The 14,157-nt window shown below is 66.7% G+C and carries 12 protein-coding genes; 11 read left to right on the top strand and 1 reads right to left on the bottom strand.

Annotated elements, in window-relative coordinates; all coding sequences use genetic code 11:
- Positions 1 to 12 precede the first annotated feature (12 nt).
- The 3 genes from H5T73_00795 to H5T73_00785 all read left to right on the top strand — a co-directional run bounded on the left by H5T73_00795 (position 13) and on the right by H5T73_00785 (position 4,563).
- Positions 13 to 1,587 carry a thiamine pyrophosphate-binding protein gene (locus H5T73_00795; protein ID MBC7246304.1) on the top strand — a complete coding sequence of 525 codons (1,575 nt, stop codon included), beginning with the start codon at positions 13 to 15 and terminating at the stop codon, positions 1,585 to 1,587.
- Positions 1,588 to 1,824: 237 nt separating this feature from the next.
- Positions 1,825 to 2,247 (top strand): DUF1284 domain-containing protein, encoded by a 423-nt coding sequence (locus tag H5T73_00790; GenBank protein MBC7246303.1) that lies wholly within the window; start codon positions 1,825 to 1,827, stop codon positions 2,245 to 2,247.
- Positions 2,248 to 2,940: 693 nt separating this feature from the next.
- The gene (locus H5T73_00785) at positions 2,941 to 4,563 is read left to right on the top strand and encodes a carboxylesterase family protein (GenBank protein MBC7246302.1); all 1,623 of its coding nucleotides are present in this window, start codon (positions 2,941 to 2,943) and stop codon (positions 4,561 to 4,563) included.
- A 347-nt stretch (positions 4,564 to 4,910) separates the two neighbouring features.
- On the opposite strand, the gene H5T73_00780 is transcribed toward H5T73_00785, so the two are convergent.
- Positions 4,911 to 7,277, bottom strand: coding sequence for a CocE/NonD family hydrolase (locus tag H5T73_00780; protein ID MBC7246301.1), 2,367 nt, complete (start codon positions 7,275 to 7,277; stop codon positions 4,911 to 4,913).
- A 485-nt stretch (positions 7,278 to 7,762) separates the two neighbouring features.
- Between H5T73_00780 and H5T73_00775 the strand changes: the two genes are divergently transcribed.
- The 8 genes from H5T73_00775 (at position 7,763) to H5T73_00740 (ending at position 14,085) form a co-directional block, all read left to right on the top strand.
- Positions 7,763 to 8,542, top strand: coding sequence for an IclR family transcriptional regulator (locus H5T73_00775; GenBank protein MBC7246300.1), 780 nt, complete (start codon positions 7,763 to 7,765; stop codon positions 8,540 to 8,542).
- Positions 8,539 to 9,291: a cyclase family protein gene (locus tag H5T73_00770; protein ID MBC7246299.1), complete on the top strand. Its 753-nt coding sequence runs from the start codon at positions 8,539 to 8,541 to the stop codon at positions 9,289 to 9,291. The genes H5T73_00775 and H5T73_00770 overlap by 4 nt, the downstream gene beginning before the upstream one ends.
- A 46-nt stretch (positions 9,292 to 9,337) precedes the next feature.
- Positions 9,338 to 9,679 (top strand): cupin domain-containing protein, encoded by a 342-nt coding sequence (locus tag H5T73_00765; protein MBC7246298.1) that lies wholly within the window; start codon positions 9,338 to 9,340, stop codon positions 9,677 to 9,679.
- Positions 9,680 to 9,704: 25 nt separating this feature from the next.
- Positions 9,705 to 10,493, top strand: coding sequence for a glucose 1-dehydrogenase (locus tag H5T73_00760; protein MBC7246297.1), 789 nt, complete (start codon positions 9,705 to 9,707; stop codon positions 10,491 to 10,493).
- 28 nt (positions 10,494 to 10,521) lie between these two features.
- Positions 10,522 to 11,481, top strand: a complete 960-nt coding sequence (locus tag H5T73_00755) for an NAD(P)-binding domain-containing protein (protein MBC7246296.1) — start codon at positions 10,522 to 10,524, stop codon at positions 11,479 to 11,481.
- Positions 11,468 to 11,953 carry a hypothetical protein gene (locus H5T73_00750; GenBank protein MBC7246295.1) on the top strand — a complete coding sequence of 162 codons (486 nt, stop codon included), beginning with the start codon at positions 11,468 to 11,470 and terminating at the stop codon, positions 11,951 to 11,953. Before H5T73_00755 ends, H5T73_00750 begins: the two co-directional genes overlap by 14 nt.
- A gap of 50 nt (positions 11,954 to 12,003) precedes the next feature.
- A complete protein-coding gene (locus H5T73_00745; protein ID MBC7246294.1) occupies positions 12,004 to 12,222 on the top strand; it encodes a 4Fe-4S binding protein in 219 nt (72 codons plus the stop codon).
- Between the two features lie 66 nt (positions 12,223 to 12,288).
- On the top strand, positions 12,289 to 14,085 hold the full coding sequence (locus tag H5T73_00740) for an FAD-binding protein (GenBank protein MBC7246293.1): 1,797 nt from the start codon (positions 12,289 to 12,291) through the stop codon (positions 14,083 to 14,085).
- The last annotated feature ends 72 nt before the right edge of the window (positions 14,086 to 14,157 follow it).

The following is a 14,157-nucleotide window of genomic DNA, read 5'->3' as shown; positions in this document are numbered from 1 at the left end:
GGGGTGAAGGCCATGTACATGCTCAACGGAGGAGACCTGGTGGCCAAGACCCTGGCCCAGGAGGGAGTGGAATATCTCATCGGCGTCGTGGGCGGGCAGGTCCTCCCCCTCTTCGACGCGTTGAACCGGGAGCGGGACCTGAGGCTGGTGGTCCCCCGCAACGAGGCGGCGGGCGCCATGATGGCCGACGGCTACGCGCGCGCCTCCGGTAAGCCGGCGGTGGTCATATCCACGGTGGGGGCCGGCGCCATCTACGCGGCGGCGGGCATCGCCGGCGCCTGGGCCGACCACGTGCCCATCTTCTCCATATCCCCGCAGGTCCAGACCTGGAAGATGTACCCGGCACAGGAGTCGCTGCAGGGGTGCTACCAGGCGGAGATGCTGGCGGGGGTGACGCGCTGGCACTGCATAGCCTACAACTGGAAGCGCATACCCCGCCTGGTGCAGAGGGCCCTGCGGGAGGCGCTGTCGGGGGAGAAGGGGCCCGTGCACATGGACGTCCCCGTGGACGTCTTCTACGAGTTCCACCTGGTGACGGAGGGAAAGCTGCGCAAGCTGCTGCCCCCGCCCGGCACCAGCCGCTTCGAGGGAGGCATATTCCCGGGCGAGGAAGACCTGCGCGAGGCCGCGGGCGTCCTGGACGGGGCGGCCAGGCCGCTCATCGTGGCCGGGCTGGGCATACTGCGGGAGGCGGCCTGGAGGGAACTCGCGGAGCTGGCGGAAAGACTTTCCAGCCCGGTGGCGCTGACGCCCGCCGCCCTCTCGGCGGTGTCGGGGGACGACCCCTCTTTCGTTGGCGTGTTGGGGCACCCTGCCCTCTCCGAGCTGGAGAAGGCGCTGGCGCAGGCCGACACGGTGCTCTTTCTCGGCGCCACCCTGGCGGAGCAGGAGGAAGCCCTCGCGGCGGCTCCCCTCTCCCGCGCGCAGGTGGTGCAGACCTCGCCCGAGCCGGAGCTCCTGGGATGTCTCGGCACGCGGGTGTCAGCCGCCCTGGCGGGGGACGCGTCCTCCATCGCGCGCGCCCTTGCGGACAGGACATCGCCCGCTCCCGCGGAGAGGGTAGCTTGGAGCAGGGAGTGCCGCAACGCGTTCTTGCGTAACCTGGATGCGGTGAGGGGAGACGCCAGGGGGAGCGGCTCGGGCGCGGCCATCAGCGCCCTGGGAGAGGCGGCGCAGCCGGGCGACGTGGTGGTCCTGGACGGGCGGGAGTCGGGGTACTGGGGGTCCCTGCTCTGCCCGGCGCTTTCCCACAACACCCGTTTCCAGGCCTGGGGTCTGCGGGGCTTCGGCTACGGGCTTCCCATGGCCATGGGAGTCAAGCTGGCGCGCCCGCGGGAACGGGTGCTGGCCCTATGCGACACGGAGGCGCTGCTCCATCACATGCAGGAGCTGGACACCGCGCGGCGGGAGGACATCAGGGTCACGGTGTGCGTGGTGGGCGAGGGTTACGACTGGCGGGAGGTGGCGGAGGGGTTCGGCCTCTACGGCGCCGAGGCACGCACGCCCGCCGAGTTGATGACGGCACTGGAGGGTGCGGACGCAAGCGGCCGGGCCGCCGTCATCGACCTGACCGGCTTCGAGGCCTGAGGCGCGGGGGGCAAGGCACGGGGCTCGGCCCCGCGTCATGCGGCGCGGATGGTCATGCTGGACCGGGAATCAGGCTGCTCGGAGCTCGGCCTTACGTGATGCCCAGGCGGGGGGTCAAGGCTCGCACGGTGCGTGGCGCTCGGCGGCCCTCCGCAACTCGCTTGCGGGTGACAACGCGTGATGAGGGACATGACCTGGCGGGATACGGGGTATCGAGATCAAAAGAGGGGGATGCGCATGGTTTCCGGTGGCGAGAAGCAGGCGTTCAGATTGCGGCCGCATCATGTCTTCTGCAGCAGGTTTCTTCCCCTGCACCTCCTGGCCCGCGGTGAGGGGTTCGCCCGCGTCGTGGACGAGCTCAAGAAGCTGACCGAGGCGGAAAGCGATGCGGTGATCGTGGTGACGGAGGGGCCGGACCAGGTCTGCCTGTACTGCCCCGAATACAGGAATGAACGTTGCGAGAACCCGGTGGGCGACGAGGAAAAGGTCAGGAGGTGGGATGCGAGGATCCTGGAGGGCCTGGGCGTCCCCTACGGGGAAAGGATGACGGTGGAGGAGGTGATCGCCCTGGTCCGGGAAAAGGCCCCTCTCGACTTCTGCCGGTCCCGTTGCCCGTGGAGGGAGGTCTGCGGGGTATTCGGCGAAGGCCCCCGGCAGTAACAGGCCTCGAACAACAGGCCCTTGCCTGGCGGCGCAGGTCCGTCGCCGTGTCCGGTGCCCTATTCCCCGCATGACCCGCACGGCGGTTCCACGGCGATCCCGCTCGCCGTTTCGCCGTCTTTCCGTCCCCATGCCGTCGGCGACCGTTTCCGGGCACGGGTATCTTCCGCATTCCGCCCAGGCCGTATGGCAACCGATGGCGGCGCTGTCCTCCTCGAAGTCGCGGGGACAGGAGCGGCTCGCCAGCCCGCTTCTCGACGATGCTCCAGGTGTTTTCTTCCCATGATCGACGGGTGGCGCATTTCGCCGCTTGCGCGGCTTCGTTTCCCCGCTCTTCTCACTCCCCGACGGGAACACGTCGCCATGGCGCGGGCTTCCGGTGCTTGCGATTGCCGCGGGAAACACAAGGCTCGCGGATCCTTCATACGGTTCCTTCGCGCAACAGTAGCGTAGCGGCTTGCCGGGCAGTGAGCCCTGGAAGCAGAGCCGGTCATGCCCCCGTATGAGGCTGCGTGCCTGGACGCGGCGGTCAAGGCTCGCTCGGTGCCGGGAAGGTTAGATGCGGTGGCGCGGCGAAAAACGGAATAACCGACGGTCAAGATGGGGAGAATAACAGTGGCTGCGCAACGGCGAAAGCCCGTGCGCCGGCATCGATCGCGAAGGGGATAGATTCTCGAGGAAGGGGGTTGAGAAATGAGGAGATCGAGAGCATTGGTCATCGTGCTCATCCTGGCCTTGCTCTCCACCGTGCTGCTCGTGGGGTGCGGCAAGAAGGCGGAGGAGAAGGCGGCCGAGGAATACGGCCCGATGGAGGTCATACAGCTGGACAGCGGCCGCATACGCGGCACGGTGGGGGGCGATGGGATATCCACCTACCGGGGCGTGCCCTACGCCGCGCCCCCGGTTGGCGAACTGCGCTGGAAGGAGCCCCAGCCGGTGGAGCCCTGGGACGACATAAGGCCCTGCTTGGAGGACGGGCCCGCGTGCACCCAGGTTCCCTGGCCCTACGAGTTCGCCAAGGAGTTCTACAATCTACCGAACCAGAGCGAGGACTGCCTCTACCTCAACGTCTGGACGCCTGCCAAGAGCGCGGACGAGAGGCTCCCCGTCATGGTATGGATCCACGGAGGCGCCTTCGTGCTGGGGGCCGGGTCCCAGACCCTTTACGACGGCCATAACCTGGCCGCAAAGGGCGTGGTGGTGGTGACCATAAACTACCGCCTCGGCCCCCTTGGGTACATGGCCCACCCCCTGCTCTCGCAGGAATCGCCCAACGGGGTGTCGGGCAACTACGGCCTGCTCGACCAGATCGCCGCCCTGAAGTGGGTGCAGAATAACATAGCGGCTTTCGGGGGAGACCCGGGGAACGTCACCATCTTCGGTCAGTCCGCGGGCGGGGAGAGCGTCTGCTACCTCCTCGCCAGCCCCCTGGCGGAGGGGCTCTTCCACCGCGCCATAGTGGAGAGCGGCGGCTTCTTCCCCATGGCCTTCCTCACCACCAAGTGCGGCGACACGCTGCAGGACGCGGAGAAGGCCGGTCAGATGATCTCGGCCGAGCTCGGCTGCGACAAGGCGGGTGACGAGCTGGCGGCGCTGCGGGAGAAGAGCGCCCAGGAGCTCCTGGACGCCTTCCAGAAAGTGGCGGCCAAACTGCCCGGTGCTCTGGACACGGGGCCCATAGCGGACGGTTACGTGCTTCCCGACAAACCCTACAAGATCTTCGCGGAGGGCAAGCAGCACAAGGTACCCCTGCTCATCGGCACCGTGGCCGATGAGGGTTCCATGTTCGTAGGGCAGCAACAGCTGACGCCGGCCCAGTACAACGACATGCTGAAGAGTATCTTCGGTCCCCTTGCCGGGGAGGTCGCAGCCCTTTACCCGGCAAGCGGCGCCAGCGCCACGCCCGCTTACGTCAAGCTCTTCACCGGACTGGGCTTCGCGGGTCCTTCCCGGCACGCCGCTGAGTGCATGGCGCGGGACGGCATGCCCGTCTACGTGTACAAGTTCACCTACGTCTCCACCACCGACCCCACGCGTGCGGCCATGGGGGCTTACCACGGCTCGGAGGTCACCTACGTCTTCGGCAGCTCGCTCTTGAGCCTGGCGGGCGCCGAGGTGCAGGCGCTCTCGAAGTCCATCATGAACTACTGGGCCAGGTTCGCCGCAACGGGAGACCCCAATGGTGGAAGCGAGCCGCCGTGGCCGGCTTTCAAGGCAGGCAATGACGTCTACCAGGAGCTGAACACGACCATCAGCACCCAAGGCGGTTACTACCCGAAGGACTACGCGCTGGTCAAGAAGATAGCCGGGCTGTAGAAGGACCTTGGAAGCCTGGCAAATAATGGGAAATTATCAAGAGGCTGGAGGCGGCGGGTAGAAGCCGCGAGAAACGGGGAAAGACCGGGAGAGAACCGGGGCACGTTTCCGATGCACGGCTCTCGGTCCGGGACGGGGAAAGGGGGATGTGAAGAGATGGCGTGGTTACCCGCAAGGTGGCCGAGTAACGAGGACGCGGCCCCTTCGGGAAGGTGACCGAGGGATGAAGGTATAAGCCCGCAAGCGAAAAAGCCCCCGGCAGGAGCCGGGGGCTCTTCATTGGCGCCAAGAGACAGGAGCATGTCATTTATTCGCCGACTGACCGAAGATCGAAGATGTGACCCCGTTTACTTCACGGTGAATGACGCCTCCGGTGACCAGCCGCAGGCGACCTCCGGCCCCGCAGCGTCGAGCCTGCGCAGCCTGGAGCGCACGGCGTAGCTGCCGCGCGGCAGCGGGTCCAGGGTGACGCGCGTTTCGCTTATCCCCTCGCGGACGGTCCTCCACTCGCCGGCTCCACGCTTTATCTGGACGTCGAACCCGCACCCCGCTGGCGGGGGTTCGGTTCCCAGCTCGATGCTCACCCCTTTCTTCCGGGGAATGGATGAGGGCACCCTCACAGGTATCTCCATTCTCCCTTCGAAGCCCCACACCATGTCCCTGTATGCGAAGGTGCCCGCCCAAGGGACCTTCACCCACCAGGTCTTGGGGTTGTGGGAGCGGAAGCCGCGCACCAGTTGAGAGTCCCACAGCCCCAGGCCGCTCGACTCGGTGACAGAGTGATAGTCGTCTCCCGCGTTGGTCCAGCAGAAGCGGTCTCCCATCTCTCCCCTTGCCACCGCGGGCGTGAAGCTCCCGTCCTCAACGGTGAGCTGGTGGGCGGGAGCGGGGTCCGCGGGAATGACCGGGAGGTCCAGCCACGAAGAACGAGTGCCGCCGGTATGGAGCTTCACCGTCCCGGGATCGGGCGAGAAGGCCTGGTAGGCCGGGACCTTCAGGGTCCACCTGGGCAGGCAGGGCAGCAGCTGCCCCGCGAAGGCCACCTCGCCGGCGCGGTTGTACGGCCCGCAGTGGACTGTCAAGCCGATGCGGTGGCCGGCCTTGAAGAGCATGGCCGTGGGCCAGAGCTCTATGTCCAGCTCCGCCGGGACCCCCGGGGTGAGCCAGTCGTTGTGTGTGAAGAGGTAGAAGGGCTGGTGGGGCTTGGAGCGCTCGGGGTCCAGGGCGCGCAGGCTGGCCCGCAGCCAGCCGCGCGTCACCGGCTCGTCGGGGTTGCCGGCGATGTAGTAGGGGAAGCGCGTTTCGTTCCCCTCCTCGTCGAAGTCGCGCAGCTCCACGGTGAGGTCCACGTCCTTCGTGGAGGAGGACACCCAGATGTGCACGCTCAGGGGACCGGCTACCTGCAGGTCCTGCGCCAGCGGCTCGCTCAGGAAGGTGATGCGGTCGCTGCTGCCCGTTGCATCGCTCTCCCAAGTTGCCTCGGCCGAGCTCTCCTTGCCGGAATCCACGGCGCCCAGCGTCCTGCCCTCCACGTCCAGGTAGTACTTCGTCCACCGCGTCTGCTCGAGCGGCCAGGCGTCGCCGTAGAGGTGGGTGAAGGTATCCGGGCCCGTGCGCAGCTGCACGTCCACCGCCGGCTCGTCCTCCACGCCGTTCTCCACCCCCTTGAGGTAGTGGTCGAAGAAGCGCAGCACGGTGCGGTTGGCCCAGGGCTGGTAGGCCGAGCCCCAGTGGGTCCCCGTGTAGAGGAGGAGTTTCTTCCGCGCGCTGCGCGCCGCCGAGAACGCGTACACGTTGCCCCGCAGGTGCAGGTCGGGGTCGTTGAGGTTCCCCACGGAGAGCATGGGGACGTCGATCTCCGAGAGCGCCTCCAGCACGGTGGGGGTGCTCCCCGGTGGCCGCGAGCGGGCGTGCACGCCGCGCTCCCAGAGGTCGTCCACCAGTGGATGGGCGAAGAACATGCCGAGATAGTTCGTGGCTTTCCAGAAATTGTTAGCGAGCAGTTGCAGCCCCAGCGCGAAGGTGAGCCCGAACATGCAGCGGATGCCGCCGCGGTAGCCGATGTCGCGGTAGGGGTCCGCGAGTCCCTCCCAGGGGACGATGGCCTTGAGGTGGGGGGGACGCAGGGCGCAGACGAAGTACTGCGAGAACGCGTAGTAGGAGATGCCGTAGAGGCCCACGTTGCCGTTGCTCCACGGCTGCTGTGCGGCCCACTCGATGGCGTCGTAGAAGTCCACGTATTCCTGGTAGTCCAGGGCGGAGGTCTGCCCTTGCGAGCCCTTGCCCGATCCCAGCATCCCCCCGTACCCGCGCGTGCTCACCGTGACGAAGGCGTATCCCCTGGGGATCCAGTAGTGCGGGTTGGCCTGCTCGAACTGGAGGTATTTCCATTCCGCGCCGCCCAGGTCGTCGACGCCGGGCATGAGGCCGGGGAAATAGTACATGTTGCGGGGATAGGGCGCCTCGGACATGATCACCGGGAAACGGCCGGGGGCGTCGGGGCGGTAGACGTCGCCCACGAGCTTCACCCCGTCGCGCATGGGTATCTCCACCCTGAGCTCCACCTTCACCTTGTAATCCGGGTTCGGCTGGCTGAGCCCGTAGTCGTAGCGCCCGTCGTCGACGTAGGGCCGGTCCGCCGCCGGGGCCGTGGCGGCGGCGCCGCCAGGTAGGAGCAAGGTCGCCAGCATGAAAAAGACGGTAAGAACGCTCATGGAAAACGAGCGCGCGGCAAAGGCTTTACCGCGACGGTTGCCTGAAACCCTTCCTCGGTAAACTCCCATGGCTCTCATGGCGCAACTCCTTTCAATCCCCCCGTATGCCGGCCGTTCCCCTCGGGCCGCGTGCCCGCTTTCCGTATCACCCCGCAACACGGGATGCATGAGGCGGAGCCCGTCGACAGGAATACCCCCTTCTCCTTTCGAACGCGGTCGCTTCTCGGGGGAAGCAGATCGAGGATGCGAGGGGGTGACCGGCATGGCATATTTTCTCCGGAACGTAGGAGAGAAAGCCGTTCTTAAAACCCCTCGTGCCCATGCTTCCCCTGAAAGCCTGACCGGTGACCTAGAGCATCCGCGTCACGGAAATCGCTGGATTGCTTACTTGGCGTGATTATCGTATTATGATACCGAGTTTTAAAATATAATACGACGCGGCAGGAGTCAAGAGGCGGCGAGGGGACGAAAGGCGGCAGCGGGCCATGGCTGAGAAAGGACCCAACTCCATAGAGAAGGCGCTGGAGATACTGCTGGCCTTCACCCCCTACAACCAGGAGATGGGGACGGGGGAGATCGGCGACAAGCTGGGCCTGCACAAGGCCACGGCATCGCGCATCCTCAACACCCTGGAGCAGAAGGGATTCCTGCAGCGCAACCCGGAGACGAGGAAATTCAGCCTGGGCCCGGCCGCCGCGGACGTGGGACGCGCCTACAGCAACGGGTTGAGCGCCAACCTGGTGCACCTGGCCAAGCCCTACCTCGATGCCCTGCGCAACCGCCTCGGGGAAACCGTGGTGCTCGAGATCCTCACCGGCGCGGGGACGGTGATGGCCTACGTGGCGGAGGGCCCGCAGCGGGTGCGCATCGCGGGGACGGTGGGCGACAGGCTTCCGGTGCACGCGGCGGCGGGCTCCAAGGCCGTGCTGGCCTTCTCCCCGCCGGAGTTGGTGGACAAGTTCCTGGCGGGGGATATGCCTCGGCTCACGCCCAACACCATCACCGACCCCGCGCTCTTCAGAAAGGAGCTGGCGCAGGTCAGGCGCAGGGGTTATGCCCTCGATCGCGAGGAGATAGACGTGGGCATCAACGCCGTGGGCGCCCCAGTCTTCGACCATTGCGGCGAGGCCATCGCGGCCGTGGTGGTCGCCGGACCGGCGCAGCGGATCACGGGGAAGGGCGATTCGCAGGTGGTGGTCCGCGTGAAGAAGACCGCGGAAGAGATCTCGCGCAGGTTGGGACATCGAGGAGGAGGCAAGCGATGAGCAAGGTAAAGCTGTACGACCTCAGCCATCCCTTCGGGCACAACGCCCCTCTATGGCCCTATTTCCCCGACGTGAGGATAGAGCGCTTCCACTACCACGCCAAGTCGGGGGTGCTCTCGCAGCAGATCACCACCTTCATGCACTGCACCACCCACGCGGACTCCCCGGCGCACGTCATAGAGGGGGCCCCCTACACGGACGAGATACCCCTCGACAGTTACTACGGGACCGGGGTGGTGGTGGACATCCCCAAGGGCAAGTGGGAGGTCATCACGCCCGATGACCTGGAGAACGCCAGGCCGCGCATCGAGAAGGGGGACATCGTCATCATCCATTCCGGCTGGCACCATCACTACGGGGATAACCGCCGCTACTTCGCCTACTCGCCCGGACTCTACCGCGAGGCGGGGGAGTGGCTCGTGGAAAAAGGCGTCAAGGCGGTGGGCGTGGACCAGCAGGCCCTGGACCATCCCCTGGCCACCGCCATCGGCCCCCACGGCACCGGCCCGCTCCTCCCCGACGTGTGCGAGGAATACAGGAGGGAGACGGGCCGCGACGTCGTCGAGGACTTTCCGGAATGGGAGCCCTGCCACCGCCTGCTCCTGGGCAACGGCATCATGGGATGGGAGAACGTGGGCGGGGACATCGACGCGGTGCTCGGGAAAAGGGTCACCATCGCGGGATTCCCCATCCGCTGGGAGAAGGGCGACGGCTCCATCGTCAGGCTGGTGGCCATCGTCGAGGAATGACGGCTTGCCACCCGTCACGGGAGGATACGCAAGAAGGAGCGGAGGCATGAAGAAGGTGGAACTCAAGGACGCGCGGCCCTACCAGGCGCCGAAGCATTTCGACATGACCGCCCTCAGGCTGCACGGCAGGGAGGAGACGGGAGCCCGGACCTTCTGGGTGGGTCTCTCCCATTTTCTTCCAGGAGGGGGAGCGGAATTCGACGCCTCGCCGGCCGAGAAGGTCTACTTCGTCCTGGAGGGAGAGGTGACGGTGAGGGGAGAGTCGGGAGAGGAGGTTACCCTCGGCCCCTGGGATTCCCTCTACATCGGGGCGAGCGAGGGCAGGGAGATCGTGAACAGGGGGAAGCGGCCGGCCAGCATGCTGGTGATCATCAACTACACGGATTAAGGCGGCATGACGGGAGAGGGAAGGAATGCTTGACATGAACGCCGGCGAGATGAGGCGGCTCTTCGACCTGTCCGGCAAGGCGGCCATCGTCACCGGGGGCTCCGGGGGCTTGGGAAAGGCGGCAGCGGCGGGGTTGGCGGCCTTCGGGGCCTCCGTGGTCATCACCGCCCGCAGGGTCGATGCCCTGGAGGCGGCGGCGGCGGAGATAGAGGGAGCGGGAGGAAGAGTGCTCCCCGTGAGCTGCGACGTGACGGACGAAGGAAGCGTCCGGGCCATGGTGGAAAGGACGCTGGAGGAACTGGGAAGGGTGGACATCCTCCTGACCGCGGCCGGCATCGCCAGGCGCGCCCCCGCGGAGGAGATGGACATCGCGGACTGGCAACAGGTCATGGACACCAACGTGAAGGGGACTTTCCTGTGCTGCCGGGAGGCGGGACGCGAGATGATCAAGCGGGGGGCGGGAAAGATCATCACCGTGTCCTCGGTGCGGGGACAACTGGGGCACCCCCTGGGCTACGCGGCTTACGGGACCAGCAAGGGGGCCGTGCACCTGCTCACCCGCCAGTTGGCGGTGGAGTGGGCCAGGTACCGCATAAACGTGAACTCCATCGCCCCCTGCATCTTCTGGACGCCCCTCACCGAGCCGGTCCTCTCCGACCCCGAGTCCGCCAGGATATTCCTGGACAGGATCCCCTGGGGCCGGGCGGCGGTGCCGGACGATTTCATCGGGACGGTGGTCTTCCTCGCCTCGGCCGCCTCGGATTTCGTCACCGGGCAGATCCTCTACGTGGACGGAGGAAATATCGCCAGTTGAGGCGCTGACGACATGGGAAGGGGTGATCATGGGCGAAGGCCGCAAAGGGAAGGTCGCGGTCATCGGAGCCGGCCTCATGGGGCACGGCATAGCACAGGCGTTCGCCGCGCATGATTTCCGGGTCTACCTGGCGGACACGGGACATGACCGGCTGGACGAGGCGCTGTCCCGCGTGCGCGGCAACCTGGAGCTTATGGTCAGCGAAGGCGCGTGGAAGGCGGAAGACATCACGCCTCTTCTGGAAAGGATTTCCACCACGATCCACCTGGAGGAAGCGGTGTCCGAAGTGGAGCTGGTGATAGAGGCGATTCCCGAGGAAGCGGACCGGAAGCGGGACCTCTTCCGTGAAGTGGACGCTCTCTGCCCGCCGGATGTGATCCTGGCCACCAACACCTCGGTGATCAGCATAAGCGAGATAGCCCGGGATGCGGCGGAAAGGCAGCGCATCGTGGGGACGCATTTCTGGAACCCGCCCTTCCTGGTACCGCTGGTCGAGGTGATCCCCGGGAACGACTCGGCCCCCTGGGCGGTGGACCGCGCGTGCGAGCTCCTGGTCGCGGCGGGCAAGCGCCCGGTGCGGGTGAAAAAGGACGTGCCCGGCTTCGTGGGCAACCGGCTGCAGCACGCGCTGTGGCGCGAGGCCGTCTCCCTCGTGGAACGCGGCATCGCGGACGCGGAGACGGTGGACGAGGTGGTGAAACTGGGGTTCGGCATGAGGCTCCCCGTGCTCGGCCCCCTGGAGAACGCGGACATGGTGGGCCTGGACCTCACCTTGCAGATTCACGAGTATGTCCTGCGGCATTTGGAGAGTTCGCCGCAACCCTCGCCCCTCCTTAAAGGAAAAGTAGAGCAAGGCGAGCTGGGTTTCTCGAGCGGCAGGGGCTTCCGGTCATGGACACCGCAGCAGATGGAGGAATGCAGGGTTCGCCTGCAGCGTCACCTGTTGGAGTGGTGCGGGGTGAAGGGGGAAGGGCATGGGGACGGTTGACGAGAGAGGACCCGCCCCCGCCGCCACTCCCGCCGGTGAGCCGCGGGGCATTCTGGTGATCGAGAGCGGGGAGGACCTGCACGTGCTGGCGCGCTTCATGCGGGCCATGCTCCTCAACCTCCTCAAGGAGCCGCGCAAGCGCAAGGCCGCCGGGAAGATGGACCTGGCGGTGGCCATGGAGCCCGCCGGCCGCGGGGAATACGCGTTCACCGTGACCTTCAAGGGAGGACGCGTGGTCCTGCAGTGCGGCGTCGCCCCCCGTGCGGACATCACGATCCGCTGCGAGCCGGCGGTGCTCATGAAGCTGGCGCGCGTGCCCGCGGGGCCCGCGGCGCTGAAGTTCCTCTTCACTCCCGAGGGCCGGGACCTCGCGGCCAGGTTCTTGCGCGGCGAGCTGAGGATGAAGGGTGCGGCCAGGCATCCCCTGAAGATGATGAGGTTCGCGGATCTCCTGGCCCCGGCAAGCGGTTGAGGCGCGCTATCCGACAGGGCCTTATGGGGCGGCGTCAGGAAAGGACGGAGATGAATGCCATAGACATCGATCTCGAGAGGTGCGACGGATGCAGGGCTTGCGTGAAGGCCTGCTTCGTGAACGTGCTGCGTTGGGACGAAGCGGGGAAAAAGCCCGTTGTCGCGCACGCGGAGGATTGCGTTCACTGCAACCTGTGCGAGATAAGGTGCCCGCGGGAATGCATCACCGTGACCCCCGACTTCGCGTACATGCGATGGTCGGCCCTGTAGGGGCGGGAGGCGGTGTAAGGCGCCCAGCGCTATTAACCTGTTGGAAGATAATGGAAAGGTAACGGCATGACAGGGCTGGATTCGCTGGGGGAGATCCTATCCGCCGACGTGCTCGTCTGGGGAGGCGGGATAGCGGGTCTCGCGGCCGCCATAACCGTGAAGGAAAAGGCCCCACGCCTCGACGTCCTGGTGGTGGAGAAGGCCACCGCGGGGTGGGCGGGAAAGGCGGACAGGGGCGGCGGGATACTCGCCTTTCTCACCCCCGCCGACAGGCCCGAGGACTTCGTGCGCTTCCACGTGCACCACATCGGCTGTTTCCTCGAGGACCAGGAGCTTCTGGGCGAGTACGCCCGTACCTGCAACGGCGTGCTGGACTGCCTGGATGCCTGGGGGGTAAGGGTGGCCAAGGAGAGGGACGGCAGTTGGAAGTACGTCAAGCTCCCCGGCCTGGACGTCCCCTGGGGGCTGGCCGGCGTGGACCTGGACATGTGCCGGCGCCTGCGGCGGAGGGCCGGGGTGCTGGGGGTCCGTTTCCTGGACAAGGTGACCCTGGTGGATCTCCTCAAGGACGGAGACCGCGTCGCCGGCGCCATGGGGTTCGGCATCGAGGACGGCACCTGCTACCTGGTGCGGGCCGGGGCGACCATCCTGGCCAGCGGCAGCCAGAACTACCGGGTCCTGCCCATGTGGAGCTGCGGTCGCGGGGACGGCATAGCGGCGGCCTACCGCGCGGGGGCGCGCATGAGAAACGCCGAATTCGGCAGCTTCGTGAACATGGTGCACGCGGCGAGCCGCGAGGTCATCTTCGGGGCAGAGGACCACATGTACAACGCCGGGGGGGAGGACGTCTCCGCGAAGTACCGTCCCGGCGTGCACCCGGACATCTGTGCGATGGCCGCCGTCGGCTGGTACAGGGAACACCTGGAAGGGAGGGGGCCGGTGAGGGTCAGGAGCGAGGAGAACCTCCTGCAGATTGGGTCGGAGATACTTTTCGCCACCGACCTGGTATGGGACCGCCCGGCCGCCGTCGCCTTCTGGTCGCGCCTCTGGGAGAAAACGGCTGCCGCCGAGGCCGGGGACATCCCGGGCATGCCCGAGGTGATTCCCGGCTTCGTCGGTGAGCAGTCCCCGGTCGGCGTCGACCACCAGATGGCCACTTCCCTGCCCGGCCTCTTCGCGGTGGGGGACGTCAGTTACAGCGGTTCAGCCTGGACGGGCGCCGTGCCCTCGCCCCCCGGCCGCATCCGCGGCACCGGGCTCATGAACGCGGTGTGGAGCGCCCGCAGGGGAGCCTTGGCCGCCGTGGAATATGCCGCGCAGGCGGGGGAAGCGCCGCGCATAGACGGCGCGCAGGCCGCCGCGCTCAGGAAGGAGATCTTCGCGCCGGCGCGGCGGGATGGCGCGGGGGTCTCGGCCCTCGATCTCGTGCGCGAGGTACAGGGGGCGATGACGCCCGTCAGGTACAGCAACTGGAAGAGCGAGGCCCGCATGTGGGAGGCCCTGGGCATGGTCCTGAAGGTGAAGGACAGGCTGTCCGGGCTGAAGGCCGAAGACCCCCACGACCTGGCCCGCTGCAACGAGGCCAGGAGCATGGCGCTCTGCGCGGAGATGTTCTACCGGGCTTCCCTGGAGAGGAAGGAATCGCGGGGTTGGTTCGTGAGGGAGGATTACCCGGATACCGACAACGTCAACTGGCTGAAGTGGATAATAATCCACGACCGGGAGGGGGAGATGGTCCTCTCCACGGAGGATATCCCCATCGAGAGGTATCCCATCAAGCCGCCATCGAGCCGTGAGGGGCAGGGATGGGAACCGACCCGCGTTCGCGCGCGCTGTTCGCGGGCAAAGAGGGAAGGAACGTAAAGGATATGGTAAATTATGGTATGATTGCCCTGGGGGGTCGACGCGCGTGGTGGGGGAGGCCTGCCCATCGCG

The organism is Actinomycetota bacterium (assembly GCA_014360655.1).
Taxonomy (GTDB): Bacteria; Actinomycetota; Geothermincolia; order Geothermincolales; family RBG-13-55-18; genus JACIXC01.
The sequence above is the reverse complement of the archived record's forward strand: the minus strand, read 5'-3'. Positions and strand labels throughout refer to the sequence as shown.